We start from the raw sequence: 16,709 nt of genomic DNA on the forward strand, positions 1-16,709 counted from the left end.
CCCTGTCGTAAATTTATGGTATTAAAAGTAAGACCAAAACAAAACAATGAATATGAAAACGAACGACATCGGATTAGAAGTAAAAGAAAGCAATGTATTGGTAGAAAAGCTAAATGGACTCTTGGCAAACTATCAGGTTTACTATCAGAATTTGAGAAACTTTCATTGGAATGTCTCTGGCCCAAACTTTTTTGAGCTTCATGCCAAGTTTGAGGAATTGTACAATGAGGCCAACGTTTCCGTGGACGAATTGGCAGAGCGAATTTTGACGCTGGGAGGCAGACCACTGTCTTCCTATCAAGAATACATCGAAACTGCCACCATCCAAGAGGCCAAAAAAGTAGATGAGCCTGTGAAAATGGTAGAAACTATCAGAAGTAACATGACCACGCTTTTGGAACTGGAAAGAGAAACTCTGGAAGCGGCCGGCGACTCGAACGACGAAGGAACTGCCTCTCTGATGAGCGACTACATCACTGCGAAAGAAAAGGTAGTTTGGATGCTTTCTGCTTATTTGAGATAAATTCCAATCGAACACATATCAAAAATCCCGACTATCACGGTCGGGATTTTTTGCTTTTTAATCGTTGCTTCTTGACTCTTGTTTCTTATCTCTTGCCTCTTGAATCTCGTTTCTTAGCTCTAATTATTTGTCTTGATCCACTTCCAAAGTGTTTTGTAGCTAGGCTTGGTACCATGCATCAGGATTCCGATTCGGTAGATTTTGCCAGCCACCCAAGTAGTACCTAGGAAACCCAAAATCAATAAACTCATAGAAAGGGCCAATTCCCAAAAAGGAACTCCATAACTCACGCGGCCCATCATCGCTATCGGGGAGGTCAAAGGAATCACCGATAGCCAAAAAGAGGTCGTACTGTTAGGGTCCTGCAAGATGAATACAAACAAGCCCATATAAGAAACTATCAAGGGAACCGTCACGGGGAGCATAAACTGCTGCGCATCAGAGGGTGTCTCCACTGCAGATCCTATCCCTGCAAACAAAGCTCCATAAAGAAGATATCCGCCTAGAAAATAGAAGACAAAACAAGCTACGAGAGTCACAAAGTCTATCCCATTGATCACTTGTAAAATCTCTGCCACTCCGCTGTCAGGCACTTGTTCCATGCCAGCTTGAGCCATTTCCATTGCTTGCTGCTGAGGCATCTGCATCCCAAGATAGCCGGTGACGATCGTAGTCAGCCCCCCTATCAACACTATCCAAATCAATAGTTGAGTCAAACCTACTCCAGCGATTCCCACGATTTTCCCCATCATCAGCTGAAAAGGCTTCAATGAAGAAACCAAAATCTCGACGATCCGACTGGATTTTTCTTCGATGACACCCTGCATGATCTGATTGCCATAGATGAAAATAAACATGTAGATCAGGATCCCAGCGACAAAACCTATTGCATAGTTGACAGTTGCGTTAGACACTTTCTCTCCTCCTTGCTCATCCAGCATAATGGACTTGATATCCACAGAGGTCCTGATATCAGTGATGATTTTGGGATCTATCCCCGTTTCGTAGAGACGCTGATCTTCAATCTTTTTTTTGAGACTTGACTCCAGATAGGACATCAGGTTCATATTGGGATTTTCCTCTCCATAGAAGGTGATACCTTGAGGACTTTTCAGGTCAAAGGATGGGATATGCAAAAACCCATAACGATCGCCATTTTTGACCAACTCTTTCGCTTCATCTATACTCCGATCCGAAAAAGAAAACGCGTATTGTTCAGAGCTTTCCAAAAAGAAAAGCTTGTTGTCATCCACCACTTCAATGATCCGTAGGGATTGATTTTCTTTTTCCTCCACGGCTATCCATACAAAAATGGCCATGATCGCAGGGAATATCAGTGGAGTCAGCAATGTTGCCAATAGAAAAGATTTCTTCTTGACTCGTGCCAAATATTCACGCTGTATGACCAACCAAATCTTATTCATGCTTTGTGGATTTTACTTGGTGAATAAAAATCTCTTCCATACTTGGAATTACTTCCTGAAATCTTGAAATCTGCCCATAAGGCATCAACTCTCCCAAAAGTTCATTGGGAGTCTTCCCGCTCAGAGGAAGAGTAAAATGATAAGAACCGTCTTCTTCGTGCGCGATCCATTCTGCAGGGATAGGCTTCACAGGATGATCCACGGTCACCTGAAACACCTCCGGTCTATAGCTATTCTTGACTTGGCGGATCGTGCCGTCCAATATTTTTTGGGAGCGGTTGATCATCGCCACTTGATCACAGAGGAGTTCCACAGATTCCATTCTGTGTGTACTGAGGATCACAGTCGTTCCTTGGGATTTCAGCTCCAAAATCTGATCCTTGATGATTTCGGCATTGACAGGATCAAATCCTGAAAACGGTTCATCTAAGATCAATAAGGGAGGGTTATGTATGATCGTCGAGATAAACTGAACTTTCTGGGCCATCCCTTTAGAAAGATCTTCGATTTTCTTTTCCTTCCAAGTGGACATTTCCATTTTGTCGAGCCAGAGATTGATCCTTTTTTTAGCGTCGATCTGGGAGAGTCCTTTGAGTCTGGCAAAATAGAGCATTTGATCCCAGACTTTCATTTTTTTATACAGACCTCTTTCTTCTGGCAAATACCCTATCTGACTGATATGATCTGGAGCCAAAGGTCTGCCATCTATGAAAACCTGGCCTGAGTCAGCATCGATGATCTGATTGATAATGCGGATCAATGTAGATTTGCCTGCGCCATTGGGCCCCAGCAATCCAAAAATCACTCCTTTATTCACCTTTAGATCCAAATCGGTCAAAGCCCGATTGGTCCCATAGGATTTATTGAGTTTTTGGGTTTCAAGCATGTAATGAAAAACTTATTCAACTTTGAGAGAACCCACGCCCACATCCACGGTGAGTTCTAGGAGCTTGGGATCATCCGCTTGATATCCTTTGGTCACGTAGGTTTCTTTGTCTAAAGAACGCAAATATTTTGGGATTGAAACCCTACACATGGCCGTTGTTTTCATTTTTATCTTGACCGGATAAGTGTCAGATGGCAATTTTAAATTTAAAGTACCAGCACCAACGGCGGCGATCACTTGGGAGGAAGTGGCCATCCCATCATCAAAGGACAGGTTAATATTCCCATAGTTGACCTCAAAAATCATCTTCTTGGCATTGGTAAAATTAGCAGACTGAATATCTACCGTACCCATATTCAAAGTCACTAGCAAGGTGTCCATTTGCACTTTGTTGGGATCATCAGTCCCATAATGGATGTGAACGTCAGCACTTGCGCTGCGCACCTTCATCTGACTGACAGGCAGCATCGCCAAATCAAATTCAGCTTGCCCCACCCCTAGGTTAAACTCTAAGTGGTATAAAAAATTAGATGCCAAGCCCACATCCCAACTGTGAGAAAAGCCTTCTTTTCCACTGGAAAAAAACTTGGAGGTAATACTTTTACCGAGATTGTCCGACTCGATATTTTTATGAGACAGCGATGACCAGAGGATGTTGTCTTTGACTTCGTGATAAAATGAAGGCAATATATTGGTCTGCTCAAGATGTCCATGAATATAGATAGGCTCCATGGATCTGACTCTTTTGAGATGGGTGGCACTCTTATAAGATGAAAACTCCAAGATCACCAGATCAAAGCCTTCTCTTTCAGGTGTCCGATATTCCTTGACCAATTGCGCATGGGCATCAGCCCAACCATAGCAACTCACCAATAGAAACAGACATAATTTTCTCAGCATACGGTAAGATTACGACTTGACCCGAAAAAGGTTCTAAAAATATAAAAAAAGCCAGAATTGCTTCTGGCTTTGGATTTTCTAGAAAAACTCTTTCATCTTATCAAAGAAAGACTTGTCTGCTTTGCCTGGGTCCGGCTTGAAATTCTCCGAATCTCTCATCGCTTCCAGAGTTTGTTTTTCCTCTTTGGAAAGTTGTGTAGGAGTCCAGACGTTGACCATGATCAATTGATCTCCCTTGGAATAGCCATTGATATCTTTGATCCCTTTACCTTTCAATCTGAGCACTTTTCCAGATTGGGTGCCTGGATCGATTTTTATTTTCACTTTACCATCTATGGTTGGCACTTCTACGGAAGCTCCTAAAGCGGCGTCTACAAAAGACACATACAGGTCAAAAACTACATTGTTGCCATCTCTCTGTAGTGTAGTATCTTCCACCTCCTCGATGACGATCAACAAGTCCCCAGCAATTCCTCCTGGGATTTCATTCCCTTTGCCTGACATGCTTAGTTGCATACCCTCTGCTACACCACCTGGTATATTGATAGAGATTACTTCTTCTTTGACTACCAAGCCTCTTGCATCGGCCTCGGCTGGTTTTTTGTCCACTATCTGGCCACTACCTCCGCAGACTCCACAGGTGCTGGCAGAAACCATCTGACCAAGCATAGTATTGACCACCTTCTTGATCTGGCCGCTGCCATTACAGGAAGTACAGGACTTGAAGGTCACTCCCTGAGCGACCACATGTCTTTTAACTTTGATCTTTTTCTCTACACCATTGGCAATTTCCTGCAAGTTGAGTTTCAACTTCACACGGAGATTGGTGCCTTTTTTAGTGCGACGGCCACCACCACCGCCTCCGCCACCGAAGAAAGAGGAAAATCCGCCGCCACCGAAGATATCTCCAAACTGAGAGAAAATATCGTCCATGTTCATACCGCCACCACCATAGCCGCCATTTCCACCTAGTCCTTGATGGCCAAACTGATCATAGCGCTGCTTTTTCTCTGCATTGCTGAGCACCTCGTATGCTTCGGCTGCTTCTTTGAACTTCTCTTCAGCTTCCGGATTGTCCGGGTTTTTATCGGGGTGGTACTGGATCGCCAGCTTGCGGTAGGCCTTTTTGATCTCATCAGCTGAGGCCGATTTACTGACTCCTAATACTTCGTAATAGTCTCTTTTAGCCATAATTATGCTCCTGTCACTACTTTGGCAAATCGAACCACCTTATCACCTAAGGTGTATCCTTTTTCTACCACGTCAATTACTTTCCCTTTCATTTCTTCATTTGGTGCAGGGATCTGGGTGATCGCCTCTTGGGTATCCGCATCAAATGGATTGCCGATTAGGTCCTCCATCGGCTTTAGGCCTTTGTTTTCGAGGATTTTCATCAGCTTATTAAAAATCAACAGATTTCCTTCTCTGATTTTTTGCGCATCTTCTTCTGCCTCGTTGGCTTTGGAAGCACGTTCAAAATCATCCACCACTGGAATCAAGTCTCTCAACACTTCCTCTGAAGCAGTCTTGATCAAATCCAGTCTTTCTTTAGCATTTCGCTTTCTGAAATTTTCAAAATCGGAGTAAAGTCTCAAATACTTATCCCGAGTCTCAGCGACTTCGGCTTCCAGTTTTGCCAATGGGTTTTCCTCATTTTGAACTTCAGTGGCTGTCTCTTCAGCTTTCACTTCTTTTTCAGCCGATTCTTCCACGACTTCCTGTTGGTTATCTTTCACTTCTTTGTCCTTATTTTTCATTTGAATAAATCAATAGCCGGTTTTCACTGCTTCATCAATATGTTTGCCACAGACAGAATCCTGACAAACTGACACTCAATCTGCATGGATTGCCTGCCAAATCATATCTTTCAGTTGATCCAGATTGGTCTGAGCTACTGCCGAGATAAAAACAGATGGTAGCTCCTGAGGCAATTCGGCTTGCATCTCAGCCATCAGTTCTGCATCCAGCATATCCGATTTGGATATTGCCAGAAGCCTTTTCTTGTCCAACAACTCCGGATTATATTTTTCCAACTCGCCAAGCAAGATCTGATATTGCTCTTTGATGCTAGTGGCATCGGCGGGAATTAAAAAAAGTAAGATTGAATTTCTTTCGATATGTCTCAGAAACCGGATCCCCAAACCTTTCCCCTCAGAGGCACCTTCAATGATCCCTGGAATATCCGCCATGACAAAGGATTTGTCATCCCGATATCCTACTACACCGAGATTGGGAACTAGAGTAGTGAAAGGATAATCTCCAATTTCCGGTTTGGCAGCAGAAATAGATGACAGAAGTGTGGATTTACCTGCATTGGGGAATCCTACCAATCCGACATCCGCCAAAAGTTTGAGCTCCAAAATAATCCACTCTTCGATCCCTGCCTCTCCTGGCTGTGCATAATGCGGAGCCTGATTTGTAGCTGATTTGAAATTGTGGTTTCCCAATCCACCTCTTCCGCCTTTGGTCAGAATAACTTCCTGTCCATCTTCAGTGATCTCAAATCTTTTCTCTCCGGTTTCAGCGTCCTTGGCAACAGTACCAAGAGGAACGTCCAAGATAATATCTTTCCCATCGGCACCTGTACGCCTACCTCCTTCACCACCTTTTCCAGCTTCAGCGATCACATGCTTTTTATATTTGAGATGAAGTAGAGTCCAATGCTGCGCATTGCCTCTCAGGATAATATGTCCCCCTCGACCACCATCTCCTCCATCGGGTCCACCTTTGGGCACATGCTTTTCTCGCCTGAAGTGAAGAGATCCGGCACCACCTGCGCCAGAACGTGAACAAAACTTCACGTAGTCTATAAAGTTAGAATCTGCCATGGGATTTAATTAATAAAAAAGGCTAAGCAAATAGCCTAGCCTAGTTGAGTTTGCAAAATTAGCAAAATATGCCAAATCAATAAGAATCTATCACTGCCGCGATCTCCTGAAAGATCGAGTCGATCTCTCCCACCCCATTGATTTTTTGAAATTTACCCTGTTTCTCATAATAAGAAGCCACAGGCAATGTCTCATCCAAATAAACCTTGATCCGAGTATTGATCTTTTCATCATCCTGATCATCTACTCGACCCGAGGTCTTGCCTCTTTCTTTGATACGAGCTTTGAGAATATCTTCCTCTACATCTAACGCAATCATGCCTGAAATACTCATATCATGCTTAGCAAGCATGACATCAAGTGCTTCCGCCTGAGCAGTTGTTCGAGGGAATCCATCAAAAATGAAGCCTTTGCTATCTTTTGTTTCCTCGATCTTCTCCTCGACCATTCCGATCACCACTTCATCAGGTACCAATCGGCCTTCATTCATATATTTCTTAGCTAGTGTCCCTAGCTCAGTCCCTTCTCCCAAGTGTTTTCTGAACAAGTCACCTGTAGATAGATGAGTCAAGCCATATTTTTCAATAAGTTTTTCACTTTGGGTACCTTTTCCTGCACCCGGAGGGCCAAATAATACGATATTATGCATTCTGATTTTTTTGTGTTATGACTACGCCAATTGGTAAATATCGGGAAGTTCCCTTCCCATCCCATCGTAATCCAATCCGTATCCTACGACAAATTTATTGGGAATTTCAAAACCCACATAATGAATGGGGTAATTATAGCGAAATGCTTCAGGTTTGTAAAGCAAAGTAGCAATAGAAACTGATGCTGGACTTAGCCCTTTGAGCTTTCCCAGTAAATAGTTCATGCTTTCTCCAGTATCGACAATATCTTCTACGATAAGAATATTTTTTCCTTTCAGATCAGAGGAAAAACCCATTTCCTCCTTGATCACACCCGTACTATGAGTCCCGGAATAAGAAGAAATTTTCAAAAACTTAATTTCCTGCGAAGCCACCTTTATTTCTCTGCACAGATCTGCCATCACAATAAAAGAGCCATTCAATACTCCTATTAATACTAGATTCTGCCCGTCAAAGTCTTTCGAAATTTGAATCCCGAGCTCTTTGAGTCTTTTCCTGATTTGATCTTTGGAAATGAAAACTTCAAATTCCTTGTCTTTAATCTTTATTGCCATCTATTATTAAAGGTTTTTCATCAAATATTGATGCAGTTCGATCATTGCTTCCAAGTCAACCAATGCTACCTTTTCATCAGGACTATGGACATTTTCTTCTGCCGCCCCTACAAAACACCAATCGATAGCGTAGGGTGAAAACTGAACTTCTCGTCCATCGCTTCCCCCGGAGGCTTCCACCTCAAGTTGGTAGGGGATCCCACTTTCTTCAGCTAGTCCGATGACTCTATCTAAGAACTTTTTCCGCGGAATAAATTTATCTCGAATTGAAATCACTACGCCTTCTTTTGGTAAAACCCCATCTGTCACCCAAGTAATATCTGCTATCAAAGCCTGCTTAATCGGGCTTTCTTGCTGAATGAAGGAAAGGAGAAATGGCATACTCCCTCCTCCATGTTCCTCATATGTGGTAAAAACTACCCAACCATGTTCAAGAGATTCACACACCTTCAACGCAGTATACACTCCCAACCTATTATCAAGGTATGCGGCTTGAATAAATTCATCATCAATTCTAATGTCTTGTGCAAAGGCTAATCGAGCACCTCTATCGATGGCGCGAGGAAAGTCATGTCGGGGGTCATCTTCATCGCCTATCAGCTTGCAAAAAACATCACCATGACTATCCTTTCCAACTAGCTTCACCCCTTCCCTAACCTCTGGACCACCTACCGCAACTAATTGATTTTCATACCTCACCATAAAACCTATAGTGTCAATATGGGCAAAAAGAGCTGTTTTAGGACTTCCAAATTTCAATAAAATACAATCATGGAACTCTTCTCCAGAGAACACTTCGGGCTGAGTTGCCCAAGAAGCCTTACTCTTATTAATATAGTGTAATAGAAAATCTGAAGTGGGACTTTCGTCTCCTGAAACTCCGAATTGATTCAACAAATCATATAATAATTTCATTTTGGCATCAATTATGTGAATATTTTAGCGTTAATTGAAAAAAAGATGGCGAAAGTTTTTATTTGTAAATTACATTTAAATTATTCGTCTAGATTTGTAGTAAATTAAAAGTTTATAAATTTGTAGTCACATCAATCAAACACTTAAAATTTGAACAAAAATTTTTTGTTATGAAAAAACTAATACTCTCAACACTTATGGCAGGAGCCTTGGCTATTGGTGCCAATGCTCAGGACTTCGACAAATGGTCCTTGGAGGTCAATGGAGGTTTCAATAAACCGATGGCTCCATTAAATAAAAACTTCCTTTCTCCTTCTCTAAACCTAGGACATGTGGACTTCGGGGTTCGCTATATGGTCAATGAGAAGTTTGGATTGAAGTTGGACTACGGATTTGGCTCCATGAAAGAAGCCGGTTCAGATGATGCTCTTACTCAAGAGTTCGACACCAAATACTACAGACTAGATCTGCAAGGTGTTGCAAACATGGGTAGAGTATTCAACTTTGAATCATTCACCAGAACATTCGGCCTTTTGCTACACGGTGGTGCAGGTATTGGTTTGGTAAATCCAGAAATGAATGCTTACAATGATTTCGATGACAACGTTTACAACTTCATCTTCGGTATTACACCGCAAGTGAAGCTTGGTAAAAGTGTAGCATTGGTTGGTGACATTTCTACGATCATCAATGGTCGTCAAACAGTAACTTGGGATGGGGCAGAAGCAATCAGACCTGACATTTCTAATGGATACTATGGTGCTAACGGCACTTGGTGGACTGGTACTCTAGGTCTTCAATTCTACCTTGGTGGCAACGAAGAGCATGCTGACTGGTATATCGCAGCTGACAAGTATGCTACCAAAGAAGAGCTTGCTACTCAAATCAACGGCATCAAAGATATGTTGAAAGATTCTGATGGCGATGGTGTTCCTGATTATCTAGACAAAGAACCTAACACTCCAGCTGGAGCTAGAGTAAACTCTGCAGGTGTCACTATGGACTCTGACGGCGATGGCACTCCTGATCATATGGACAACTGCCCTTTCCTTCCAGGTCCTGCATCTACTAACGGATGCCCGGTAGAGGAAGTAGTTGAACAACTTGATTTCTTCAAGAAAGCAATCAACGATGGTTATGTAAACGTGTACTATGCGTTTGATTCCTCCAAGCCACTAGGTTATTCTACCAGCGCAGCTTCTTATGTATCTAACTTCATGAAGAAGAACCCAGGAGTAAGTGTAGAAATCAAAGGATATGCAGACGAACTAGGCCCAGAAGATTATAACATGAAGCTTTCTGAAAGAAGAGCAAAAGCAGTGTATGATCTATTGATCGCTTCCGGTGTAGATGCTTCTAGACTTTCTTACAAAGGTTACGGAGAAGATACTTCTGTAGACAAGTCTTCTGCTGATGCAAGACAAATGGCTAGAAGAGCTAGCTTCGAAGTGAAATAAGAATTATTAAAATTCGTTTTAAACCTGGTCAGTCTGACCAGGTTTTTTTTTGCCCTATACAAAGGGAAAATTATAAATCCTAATACATTTGCGTCATCATCCTATACACCCAAATAAATCTACATGAGAAAATTCTTAACTCTGGTATTCCTAATAGGGAGTACCATTACTGCTTATTCACAAAAAAAAGAGTTTAACCAATGGTCCCTAGAAGCCAGCTATGGTTTCAACAAACCCATGTCTCCATTAACTCCAGGATACCTGTCACCTACGCTGAATCTTGGGCATACAGATTTCGGAGCTAGGTATATGTTCAATGAATACATTGGTGTCAAAGGTGATTTTGGATTTGGCACCTTCCGAGAAGCAAAGGATGTCAGCCCAGAATTTACCACTAAGTATTTGAGAGCAAACGTACAAGGGATTTTCAATTTTGGAAGAATGCTAAACTTCCAAACTTTCACAAGACGCCTAAATGTACTAGCCCATCTTGGTGCAGGGTTTGGAAGATTAGATTTTAAAGAAGCATCTCTCCCACAGGGTGGACTTGATTATCAATACAATATTATTTCTGGGTTCACAGGTCAATTTAAGATCACTAGTAAAGTCGCACTGACTGGTGACATATCAATGATCTATAATGGAAGACAAACCTATACATTCGACGGGAACATCTATAATGCTCCCTTTCCGATTACAACACCAAACAGCAACCCTTTTGTCCACGCACCTGGCACTTGGTGGACTGGTACTCTAGGACTTCAATTCTACCTTGGTGGCAATGAAGAACATGCTGACTGGTATATCGCAGCTGACAAGTATGCTACCAAAGAAGAGCTTGCTACTCAAGTCAACGGCATCAAAGATATGTTGAAAGATTCTGATGGCGATGGTGTTCCTGATTACCTAGACAAAGAACCTAACACTCCAGCTGGAGCTAGAGTAAACTCTGCAGGTGTCACTATGGACTCTGACGGCGATGGCACTCCTGATCATATGGACAACTGTCCTTTCCTTCCAGGTCCTGCATCTACCAACGGATGCCCGGTAGAGGAAGTAGTTGAACAACTTGATTTCTTTAAGAAAGCAATCAACGATGGTTATGTAAACGTATACTATACGTTTGATTCCTCCAAGCCACTAGGTTATTCTACCAGCGCAGCTTCTTATGTATCTAACTTCATGAAGAAGAACCCAGGAGTAAGTGTAGAAATCAAAGGATATGCTGACGAACTAGGTCCAGAAGATTATAACATGAAGCTTTCTGAAAGAAGAGCAAAAGCAGTGTATGATCTCTTGATCGCTTCCGGTGTAGATGCTTCTAGGCTTTCTTACAAAGGCTACGGAGAAGATACTTCTGTAGACAAGTCTTCTGCTGATGCAAGACAAATGGCTAGAAGAGCTAGCTTCGAAGTGAAATAAAATCAGTTCTTGGATTAATATGAAAACCCGTCGAAGATTCGACGGGTTTTCTGTTAAATTTGCCTCCATGTTTGTATTAGCAAACCAACCATCCATAGCGAACCAATTCATTGCTGAATTAAGGGACCAATCTATCCAGCAAGATCGGATGCGCTTTCGTACCAATTTGGCAAGACTGGGAGAAATACTCGCCTATGAAATTTCCAAAAACTTGGAATATGAAGAAAAGAAGGTAAAGACTCCACTTGGAACAGCTAAGGTCGCATTGCCTGTATCTCAACCAGTGCTTGTAGCCGTTTTAAGAGCTGCAGTTCCGTTTTACCAAGGCTTTCTCCAGATATTTGATCAAGCAGAAAGTGGGTTTATTGGTGCTTTTCGAAAAGAAGACGTAGGGAGTGATATTTCGGTCGAGTTGGGATATCATGCCAGCCCTTCAATAGAAGGCAAAACAATAATCATCACCGATCCTATGCTAGCGACAGGCAAATCGGTCGTGCAAACAATTGAAACATTACTCACCCACGGTACCCCTAAGACTATTCACATCGCTGCTGCATTTGCAGCCCCAGAAGGGATAGAGTACCTCAATTCCCAATTGACCATTCCCCACCAGTTTTGGTTGGGCGCATTAGATGAGAAACTAAACCACCTATCCTACATTCTGCCAGGCCTAGGCGATGCAGGCGATTTGGCTTTTGGAACAAAACTTTAATTATGACTGCGTATTTGTTATTGGCTCTTGGGCTTGTAATTCTTTTAATAGGAGGTAAAATACTGGTAGACGGAGCCTCAGCTATTGCCCTAAAACTAGGAATGAGTAGTGGATTAATAGGCCTGACTATTGTCGCTTTTGGCACCTCGGCGCCAGAGCTTCTTGTCAGTGTCAGTGCAGCTCTCAAAGGAAATAGTGATATCTCGATCGGCAATGTAGTAGGGTCCAATATTGCCAACATTGCCCTGGTTTTAGGCTTCAGTGCGATCTTCTACCCAATCTTAATCAAGCGTACCCACCTTCGATTTGATTATTTAGTAACCGTGTTGGTCACAATTCTCTTTTTTGGATTAGCATTAAATGGATCAATCTCCTTATGGGAAGGAATACTTCTTTTCCTTTTGTTTGTTGTTTTCAACGTCTATCTGTTTAAAAGTATCCAAGGAGGTATTAATACTGAAGCTGAAACAGAGGCTGAGGAGGAGATCGAACAGGTAAAGGGCTATGGATGGCTACAATCAATTGGATTATTTTTGGGGGGGATAGTCGGGTTATATTTTGGCTCGGAGCTACTAGTAGAAAATGCAGTGGGCATCTCCAGGAATTTTGGTGTTTCGGAGCGAATCATAGGAGTCACAATAATTGCCATTGGCACAAGTTTGCCAGAATTGATCACTTCAGTTATGGCCGCTTTAGCTAAAAAGACTGATTTAGCCCTGGGAAATATCCTAGGCAGTAATATTATGAACATCCTGTCCATCATCGGTCTCACTGCGATCATCAAACCTATCGGTGTTTCTGACGCATTTATCTATGGAGATTTTCTGTGGATGATAGGAATCACTTTGTTGCTATTCCCATTGATGAAACGAAAGATGCAATTGTCCAAATTGGAAGGTGGTATCTTACTCGGCAGCTACGCGGTTTATTTGTTTTTCCTGCTATGAGTGAAGCTATCCTGACATTTCTGGGTATTTACTTTCTCACCTACTTTAAGTTTATAGCAGGTCCGGTTTTGGGTTCCGCCGCAGGTTACAGTGTCCCTATGACTATTTTCATCACTGTTTTTGGCACGATGTCGAGCGTCTTTCTTTTTACGCTGATCGGGAAGAAATTTCAAAGAGTCCTACAATTGAAAGTCACAAGAAAGAAGCAGGTGTTCTCTAAAAAGAATCGAACTATTGTCAAGCTATGGAGGAAGTATGGGGAAATAGGTATTGCGCTGGTTACTCCTTTGATCTTGACACCAGCTGGAGGTACTTTGATCTTAGTTTCATTTGGCACAAAAAAGCGAAAAATTTATTTCCACATGCTTTGGTCTTCACTACTATGGGCCACCTTTTTCAGCCTGACAATAGATCAAATTCTAGCGATTCCTTTCTTTCAAAAACTACTTGGTTGAGTCATCATCTGGTAAGATCTCAATATCCTGAATCAATACCCTTTTTGAAACTTCCTGGCCAGTCAAGGTAGCCGCCAATCCGCCCATGGCTGTTTCTTTATATTTGCTTTCCATCGAGGCGCCGATTTCCCCCATAGCTTCCACACATTCATCTACCGGAATCACAGCATCCACCTGTGCGATAGCTATTTGAGAAGAACTGAACGCTATGCTTGCTGCACTGGCATTTCGCACTACACAGGGCACTTCTACTAAACCAGCAACAGGGTCGCATACAAGCCCGAGCATACACTGAATGGTGATTGCTACCGCGTTGAAGACCTGATCTGTATTCCCATTTAAGCAATGGACAATAGCTCCGGCTGCCATAGCAGCTGCCGAACCAGTCTCTGCCTGACATCCACCTACAGCTCCTGCAAGACTTGCTTTTTGCTCAATGATAAGAGCAATCCCAGCCCCTATTAGTAAACCTTCCACGATTTGGGAATCCGATAGATGATGGATTTCCTGTAAAGTCACCATCGTACCAGGTAGAATTCCGGAGGCTCCGGCCGTGGGCGCAGCTACCACTCTCCCCATACAACTATTGACCTCTTTAGCAGCCAGGGCGCGTGAAATCAACTTCTGGAACTCAGGTGATAAAACCGTCAATGGATGATTGAAAACCTTTTTGGCTCCATTATCGATCATGCCACTCCTAGACTTCATGTCTTCTTCCAATCCCGTCTTCACAGCATCTTTCATCACTGAGTAGGCTTTGAGTAAGCCTTCATAAATTTCTTCTTCAGTCTTACCTCTTTGCTCTGACTCGTACTCGATGACAGATTGATGCAATGACACTTTTTTGTCATCACAGTATTGCTTCCAGCCTTTGAAACTTTCAAATAAATAACACATATCAACAGCACTTAAGGCATCCAAATGACACCAGATTTTCAGAAATTAAAATGGATTGTTTGCTTGATTTCTGGATCCAAACTCAGCGCAACAGGACAGGTTTTGGCAGCATTTTTAAGTTTCTGGATCATTGAAGGATCTGCCACAGGGTCTTCCCAGAAAAACGTAATCACAATCTCACTGATTTTACGAGGGGCGGCTTGCATTACTTTAGTCACCTCCCAGTCCAATCCGTCCAGTTCTACTCCGTCCCTTGCTGCCACGATTCCCATGATAGTCACCATACAGGCTCCCAAAGCAGAGGCTACAAGATCAGTAGGTGAAAAAGCCTCTCCTTTACCATTATTATCTACGGGAGCATCCGTAATTAGGCTTTTCCCCGATTGGACATGCGTAGAAGTGGTTCTCAAATTTCCTAAATACGAACTTTTTATCGTGGGCATAAACTCTTACTTTTAATTATCAGTTAAATACTTATATTCAAAAATAGAGCAATATTTTCTACCCAAAGCCAATGAATGGAGTTAAAATTTTCCTTATTGCATGTTTTACGCTCTACGGAAGTCTGGTGTTTGCCCAAAGGGAGGATGCTGGCAATTACGAGTATGACAAAGAATACTTGTTTGGCCTCAACAAAAACACCAATGGAGGATTGATAGGAGGTTTTGTTTTCAAGGTAGGCACGCGCTTGACAGATGATCAATATTCATTTTTTGCTGTAGAGCTCTCGAATGTCAAAAACCCAAAAGAAATACGCTACAACACTGTATTAGGCAATAGTTATATTTTTGGAAAATCAAATTACCTCTATTCCATCCGACCACAATATGGGCGTGAGATTATACTTTTTAGAAAAGCGCCTAATCAAGGAGTACAAGTATCCGCCTTAGGAGGAATCGGCCCTTCAATCGGCTTAATTGCTCCATACTACATCGAATATGCAATCAATAGACTCCAAACAGTGCGGGAGCAATATGACCCTGAAATCCATCAAAGCCGATTTAATATCTTGGGTACAGGCAGATTATTTGAAGGACTGGGCCAATCAGAACTAGCTATCGGTGCTAATCTTAAAGCAGCCCTTAATTTTGAATTTGGGGTATTTAAAACCAATGTGACAGGTTTGGAACTCGGATACATGTTAGAGGGTTTTACCAAAGAAATCCCACTCATTCCAACGACCGAGAATAGGCAATTATTCCAATCTGCCTATTTCACATTCTATTACGGTTTTAGAAAATAAGGAAGATTGGGTTTTGATTCATTAAAGCTTAATTTCGCTTTCAAATTACTTTGACATGATCGAATTACCGGTAATATCAGAAGAGAATACCCGCAGGAAAAAACCAGATTGGTTGAGAGTAAAACTTCCGGTAGGAAAAGAATACGCAAAAGTCCGAAAACTTGTAGACCAGCATAAGCTACATACCATCTGCGAAAGTGGCAATTGCCCAAATATGGGGGAATGCTGGGGAGCTGGTACAGCTACATTTATGATACTGGGCAATGTCTGTACACGTTCGTGCTCATTTTGTGCAGTAGCGACTGGCAGACCACCAGAGTATGATACAGACGAGCCAAACCGTGTAGCGGAAGCTATCCAGCTCATGGGAGTAAAGCACGCAGTTTTGACTTCTGTCAATAGAGATGAATTGAAAGACAAAGGAGCGGAGATTTGGTATCAAACAGTCGTCAAAACCAAAGAGCTTTCTCCAGAGACTACTATAGAGACTTTGATTCCTGATGTTAAGGCTAATTGGGATGCCTTGTATAGAATGATCAGTGGAGGTCAGGAAGTGGTCTCTCACAACATGGAGACTGTTGGGTCACTCTATAGGAGAGTACGACCACAGGCTAAATATGATCGCTCTTTAGAGCAGATCAAGTTGACTAAAGAATATGGGAAAAGAACCAAAACAGGTATCATGCTCGGTCTTGGAGAGACAAAAGAAGAGGTCTACAAAGCTATGGATGATCTTGCCGCCAATGGATGCGACATCCTGACTTTGGGCCAGTACCTTCAACCTACCAAAATGCATATTGAAGTAGCTGAATTTATCCACCCAGATTTGTTTGACCATTATAGAGAAGAAGGACTTAAGAGAGGCTTGAAATACGTGGAATCTGGTCCTTTGGTAA

19 protein-coding genes (1 of these 19 running past the window's edge) are annotated in these 16,709 nt (G+C 42.3%); 8 read left to right on the forward strand and 11 right to left on the reverse strand.

Annotation, left to right across the window (positions count from 1 at the left end; translation table 11 throughout):
* The first annotated feature begins 52 nt into the window (after positions 1 to 52).
* The gene (locus tag G460_RS0113235; RefSeq protein ID WP_026955810.1) at positions 53 to 523 is read left to right on the forward strand and encodes a Dps family protein; all 471 of its coding nucleotides are present in this window, start codon (positions 53 to 55) and stop codon (positions 521 to 523) included.
* Positions 524 to 642: 119 nt separating this feature from the next.
* On the opposite strand, the gene G460_RS0113240 is transcribed toward G460_RS0113235, so the two are convergent.
* The 9 genes from G460_RS0113240 to G460_RS0113280 all read right to left on the reverse strand — a co-directional run bounded on the left by G460_RS0113240 (position 643) and on the right by G460_RS0113280 (position 8,680).
* Positions 643 to 1,947, reverse strand: a complete 1,305-nt coding sequence (locus G460_RS0113240; protein WP_026955811.1) for an ABC transporter permease — start codon at positions 1,945 to 1,947, stop codon at positions 643 to 645.
* A complete protein-coding gene (locus G460_RS0113245; RefSeq protein ID WP_026955812.1) occupies positions 1,940 to 2,833 on the reverse strand; it encodes an ABC transporter ATP-binding protein in 894 nt (297 codons plus the stop codon). Before G460_RS0113245 ends, G460_RS0113240 begins: the two co-directional genes overlap by 8 nt.
* Before the next feature lie 12 nt (positions 2,834 to 2,845).
* Complete coding sequence (locus G460_RS0113250; protein WP_026955813.1) at positions 2,846 to 3,733, reverse strand: hypothetical protein; 888 nt, start codon at positions 3,731 to 3,733, stop codon at positions 2,846 to 2,848.
* Positions 3,734 to 3,811: 78 nt separating this feature from the next.
* Positions 3,812 to 4,924, reverse strand: a complete 1,113-nt coding sequence (gene dnaJ / locus G460_RS0113255) for a molecular chaperone DnaJ (protein ID WP_026955814.1) — start codon at positions 4,922 to 4,924, stop codon at positions 3,812 to 3,814.
* 2 nt (positions 4,925 to 4,926) lie between these two features.
* A complete protein-coding gene (locus G460_RS0113260) occupies positions 4,927 to 5,490 on the reverse strand; it encodes a nucleotide exchange factor GrpE (protein WP_026955815.1) in 564 nt (187 codons plus the stop codon).
* A 75-nt stretch (positions 5,491 to 5,565) separates the two neighbouring features.
* Entirely contained in the window at positions 5,566 to 6,561 is a 996-nt protein-coding gene (gene obgE, locus G460_RS0113265) for a GTPase ObgE (RefSeq protein WP_026955816.1), read from the reverse strand.
* Between the two features lie 76 nt (positions 6,562 to 6,637).
* Complete coding sequence (locus G460_RS0113270; RefSeq protein WP_026955817.1) at positions 6,638 to 7,210, reverse strand: adenylate kinase; 573 nt, start codon at positions 7,208 to 7,210, stop codon at positions 6,638 to 6,640.
* A 21-nt stretch (positions 7,211 to 7,231) separates the two neighbouring features.
* Positions 7,232 to 7,765, reverse strand: coding sequence for a hypoxanthine phosphoribosyltransferase (gene hpt / locus G460_RS0113275; protein ID WP_026955818.1), 534 nt, complete (start codon positions 7,763 to 7,765; stop codon positions 7,232 to 7,234).
* 6 nt (positions 7,766 to 7,771) lie between these two features.
* Positions 7,772 to 8,680, reverse strand: coding sequence for a M20/M25/M40 family metallo-hydrolase (locus G460_RS0113280; RefSeq protein WP_026955819.1), 909 nt, complete (start codon positions 8,678 to 8,680; stop codon positions 7,772 to 7,774).
* A gap of 170 nt (positions 8,681 to 8,850) precedes the next feature.
* Between G460_RS0113280 and G460_RS0113285 the strand changes: the two genes are divergently transcribed.
* From G460_RS0113285 to G460_RS0113305, 5 genes are all read left to right on the forward strand, one after another.
* Entirely contained in the window at positions 8,851 to 10,137 is a 1,287-nt protein-coding gene (locus G460_RS0113285) for an OmpA family protein (protein WP_026955820.1), read from the forward strand.
* Positions 10,138 to 10,260: 123 nt separating this feature from the next.
* Positions 10,261 to 11,559: an OmpA family protein gene (locus G460_RS0113290; RefSeq protein WP_026955821.1), complete on the forward strand. Its 1,299-nt coding sequence runs from the start codon at positions 10,261 to 10,263 to the stop codon at positions 11,557 to 11,559.
* 67 nt (positions 11,560 to 11,626) lie between these two features.
* On the forward strand, positions 11,627 to 12,271 hold the full coding sequence (gene upp, locus G460_RS0113295) for a uracil phosphoribosyltransferase (RefSeq protein WP_026955822.1): 645 nt from the start codon (positions 11,627 to 11,629) through the stop codon (positions 12,269 to 12,271).
* 2 nt (positions 12,272 to 12,273) lie between these two features.
* On the forward strand, positions 12,274 to 13,218 hold the full coding sequence (locus G460_RS0113300; protein WP_026955823.1) for a calcium/sodium antiporter: 945 nt from the start codon (positions 12,274 to 12,276) through the stop codon (positions 13,216 to 13,218).
* Complete coding sequence (locus G460_RS0113305; RefSeq protein WP_026955824.1) at positions 13,215 to 13,673, forward strand: hypothetical protein; 459 nt, start codon at positions 13,215 to 13,217, stop codon at positions 13,671 to 13,673. Before G460_RS0113300 ends, G460_RS0113305 begins: the two co-directional genes overlap by 4 nt.
* On the opposite strand, the gene sdaAA is transcribed toward G460_RS0113305, so the two are convergent.
* On the reverse strand, positions 13,662 to 14,570 hold the full coding sequence (gene sdaAA, locus G460_RS0113310; RefSeq protein WP_026955825.1) for an L-serine ammonia-lyase, iron-sulfur-dependent, subunit alpha: 909 nt from the start codon (positions 14,568 to 14,570) through the stop codon (positions 13,662 to 13,664). The genes G460_RS0113305 and sdaAA overlap by 12 nt on opposite strands.
* A gap of 38 nt (positions 14,571 to 14,608) precedes the next feature.
* Entirely contained in the window at positions 14,609 to 15,013 is a 405-nt protein-coding gene (locus tag G460_RS0113315; RefSeq protein WP_026955826.1) for an OsmC family protein, read from the reverse strand.
* 71 nt (positions 15,014 to 15,084) lie between these two features.
* Here G460_RS0113315 and G460_RS0113320 point away from each other — a divergent pair, with 71 nt between their 5' ends.
* Positions 15,085 to 15,813, forward strand: a complete 729-nt coding sequence (locus G460_RS0113320) for a hypothetical protein (protein WP_026955827.1) — start codon at positions 15,085 to 15,087, stop codon at positions 15,811 to 15,813.
* Positions 15,814 to 15,868: 55 nt separating this feature from the next.
* Positions 15,869 to 16,709 carry the 5' portion of a lipoyl synthase gene (gene lipA, locus G460_RS0113325; protein WP_026955828.1) on the forward strand. It continues 38 nt past the right edge of the window, so the window shows 841 of its 879 coding nt (coding positions 1-841); the start codon lies at positions 15,869 to 15,871; its stop codon lies beyond the right edge, outside the window.

Origin of the sequence: Algoriphagus vanfongensis DSM 17529, assembly GCF_000429465.1 — a bacterium.
Lineage (GTDB): Bacteria > Bacteroidota > Bacteroidia > Cytophagales > Cyclobacteriaceae > Algoriphagus > Algoriphagus vanfongensis.

Excerpts from the sequence above, each read along its gene's own strand:
- G460_RS0113305 (WP_026955824.1), top strand. The coding sequence starts at position 13,215 with ATGAGTGAAGCTATCCTGACATTTCTGGGTATTTACTTTCTCACCTAC.
- sdaAA (WP_026955825.1), bottom strand. The coding sequence starts at position 14,570 with ATGTGTTATTTATTTGAAAGTTTCAAAGGCTGGAAGCAATACTGTGAT.
- dnaJ (WP_026955814.1), bottom strand. The coding sequence starts at position 4,924 with ATGGCTAAAAGAGACTATTACGAAGTATTAGGAGTCAGTAAATCGGCC.
- G460_RS0113270 (WP_026955817.1), bottom strand. The coding sequence starts at position 7,210 with ATGCATAATATCGTATTATTTGGCCCTCCGGGTGCAGGAAAAGGTACC.
- G460_RS0113300 (WP_026955823.1), top strand. The coding sequence starts at position 12,274 with ATGACTGCGTATTTGTTATTGGCTCTTGGGCTTGTAATTCTTTTAATA.
- G460_RS0113250 (WP_026955813.1), bottom strand. The coding sequence starts at position 3,733 with ATGCTGAGAAAATTATGTCTGTTTCTATTGGTGAGTTGCTATGGTTGG.
- G460_RS0113235 (WP_026955810.1), top strand. The coding sequence starts at position 53 with ATGAAAACGAACGACATCGGATTAGAAGTAAAAGAAAGCAATGTATTG.
- G460_RS0113240 (WP_026955811.1), bottom strand. The coding sequence starts at position 1,947 with ATGAATAAGATTTGGTTGGTCATACAGCGTGAATATTTGGCACGAGTC.
- G460_RS0113245 (WP_026955812.1), bottom strand. The coding sequence starts at position 2,833 with ATGCTTGAAACCCAAAAACTCAATAAATCCTATGGGACCAATCGGGCT.
- G460_RS0113290 (WP_026955821.1), top strand. The coding sequence starts at position 10,261 with ATGAGAAAATTCTTAACTCTGGTATTCCTAATAGGGAGTACCATTACT.
- G460_RS0113260 (WP_026955815.1), bottom strand. The coding sequence starts at position 5,490 with ATGAAAAATAAGGACAAAGAAGTGAAAGATAACCAACAGGAAGTCGTG.
- G460_RS0113280 (WP_026955819.1), bottom strand. The coding sequence starts at position 8,680 with ATGAAATTATTATATGATTTGTTGAATCAATTCGGAGTTTCAGGAGAC.
- G460_RS0113285 (WP_026955820.1), top strand. The coding sequence starts at position 8,851 with ATGAAAAAACTAATACTCTCAACACTTATGGCAGGAGCCTTGGCTATT.
- upp (WP_026955822.1), top strand. The coding sequence starts at position 11,627 with ATGTTTGTATTAGCAAACCAACCATCCATAGCGAACCAATTCATTGCT.
- hpt (WP_026955818.1), bottom strand. The coding sequence starts at position 7,765 with ATGGCAATAAAGATTAAAGACAAGGAATTTGAAGTTTTCATTTCCAAA.
- obgE (WP_026955816.1), bottom strand. The coding sequence starts at position 6,561 with ATGGCAGATTCTAACTTTATAGACTACGTGAAGTTTTGTTCACGTTCT.
- G460_RS0113320 (WP_026955827.1), top strand. The coding sequence starts at position 15,085 with ATGAATGGAGTTAAAATTTTCCTTATTGCATGTTTTACGCTCTACGGA.
- G460_RS0113315 (WP_026955826.1), bottom strand. The coding sequence starts at position 15,013 with ATGCCCACGATAAAAAGTTCGTATTTAGGAAATTTGAGAACCACTTCT.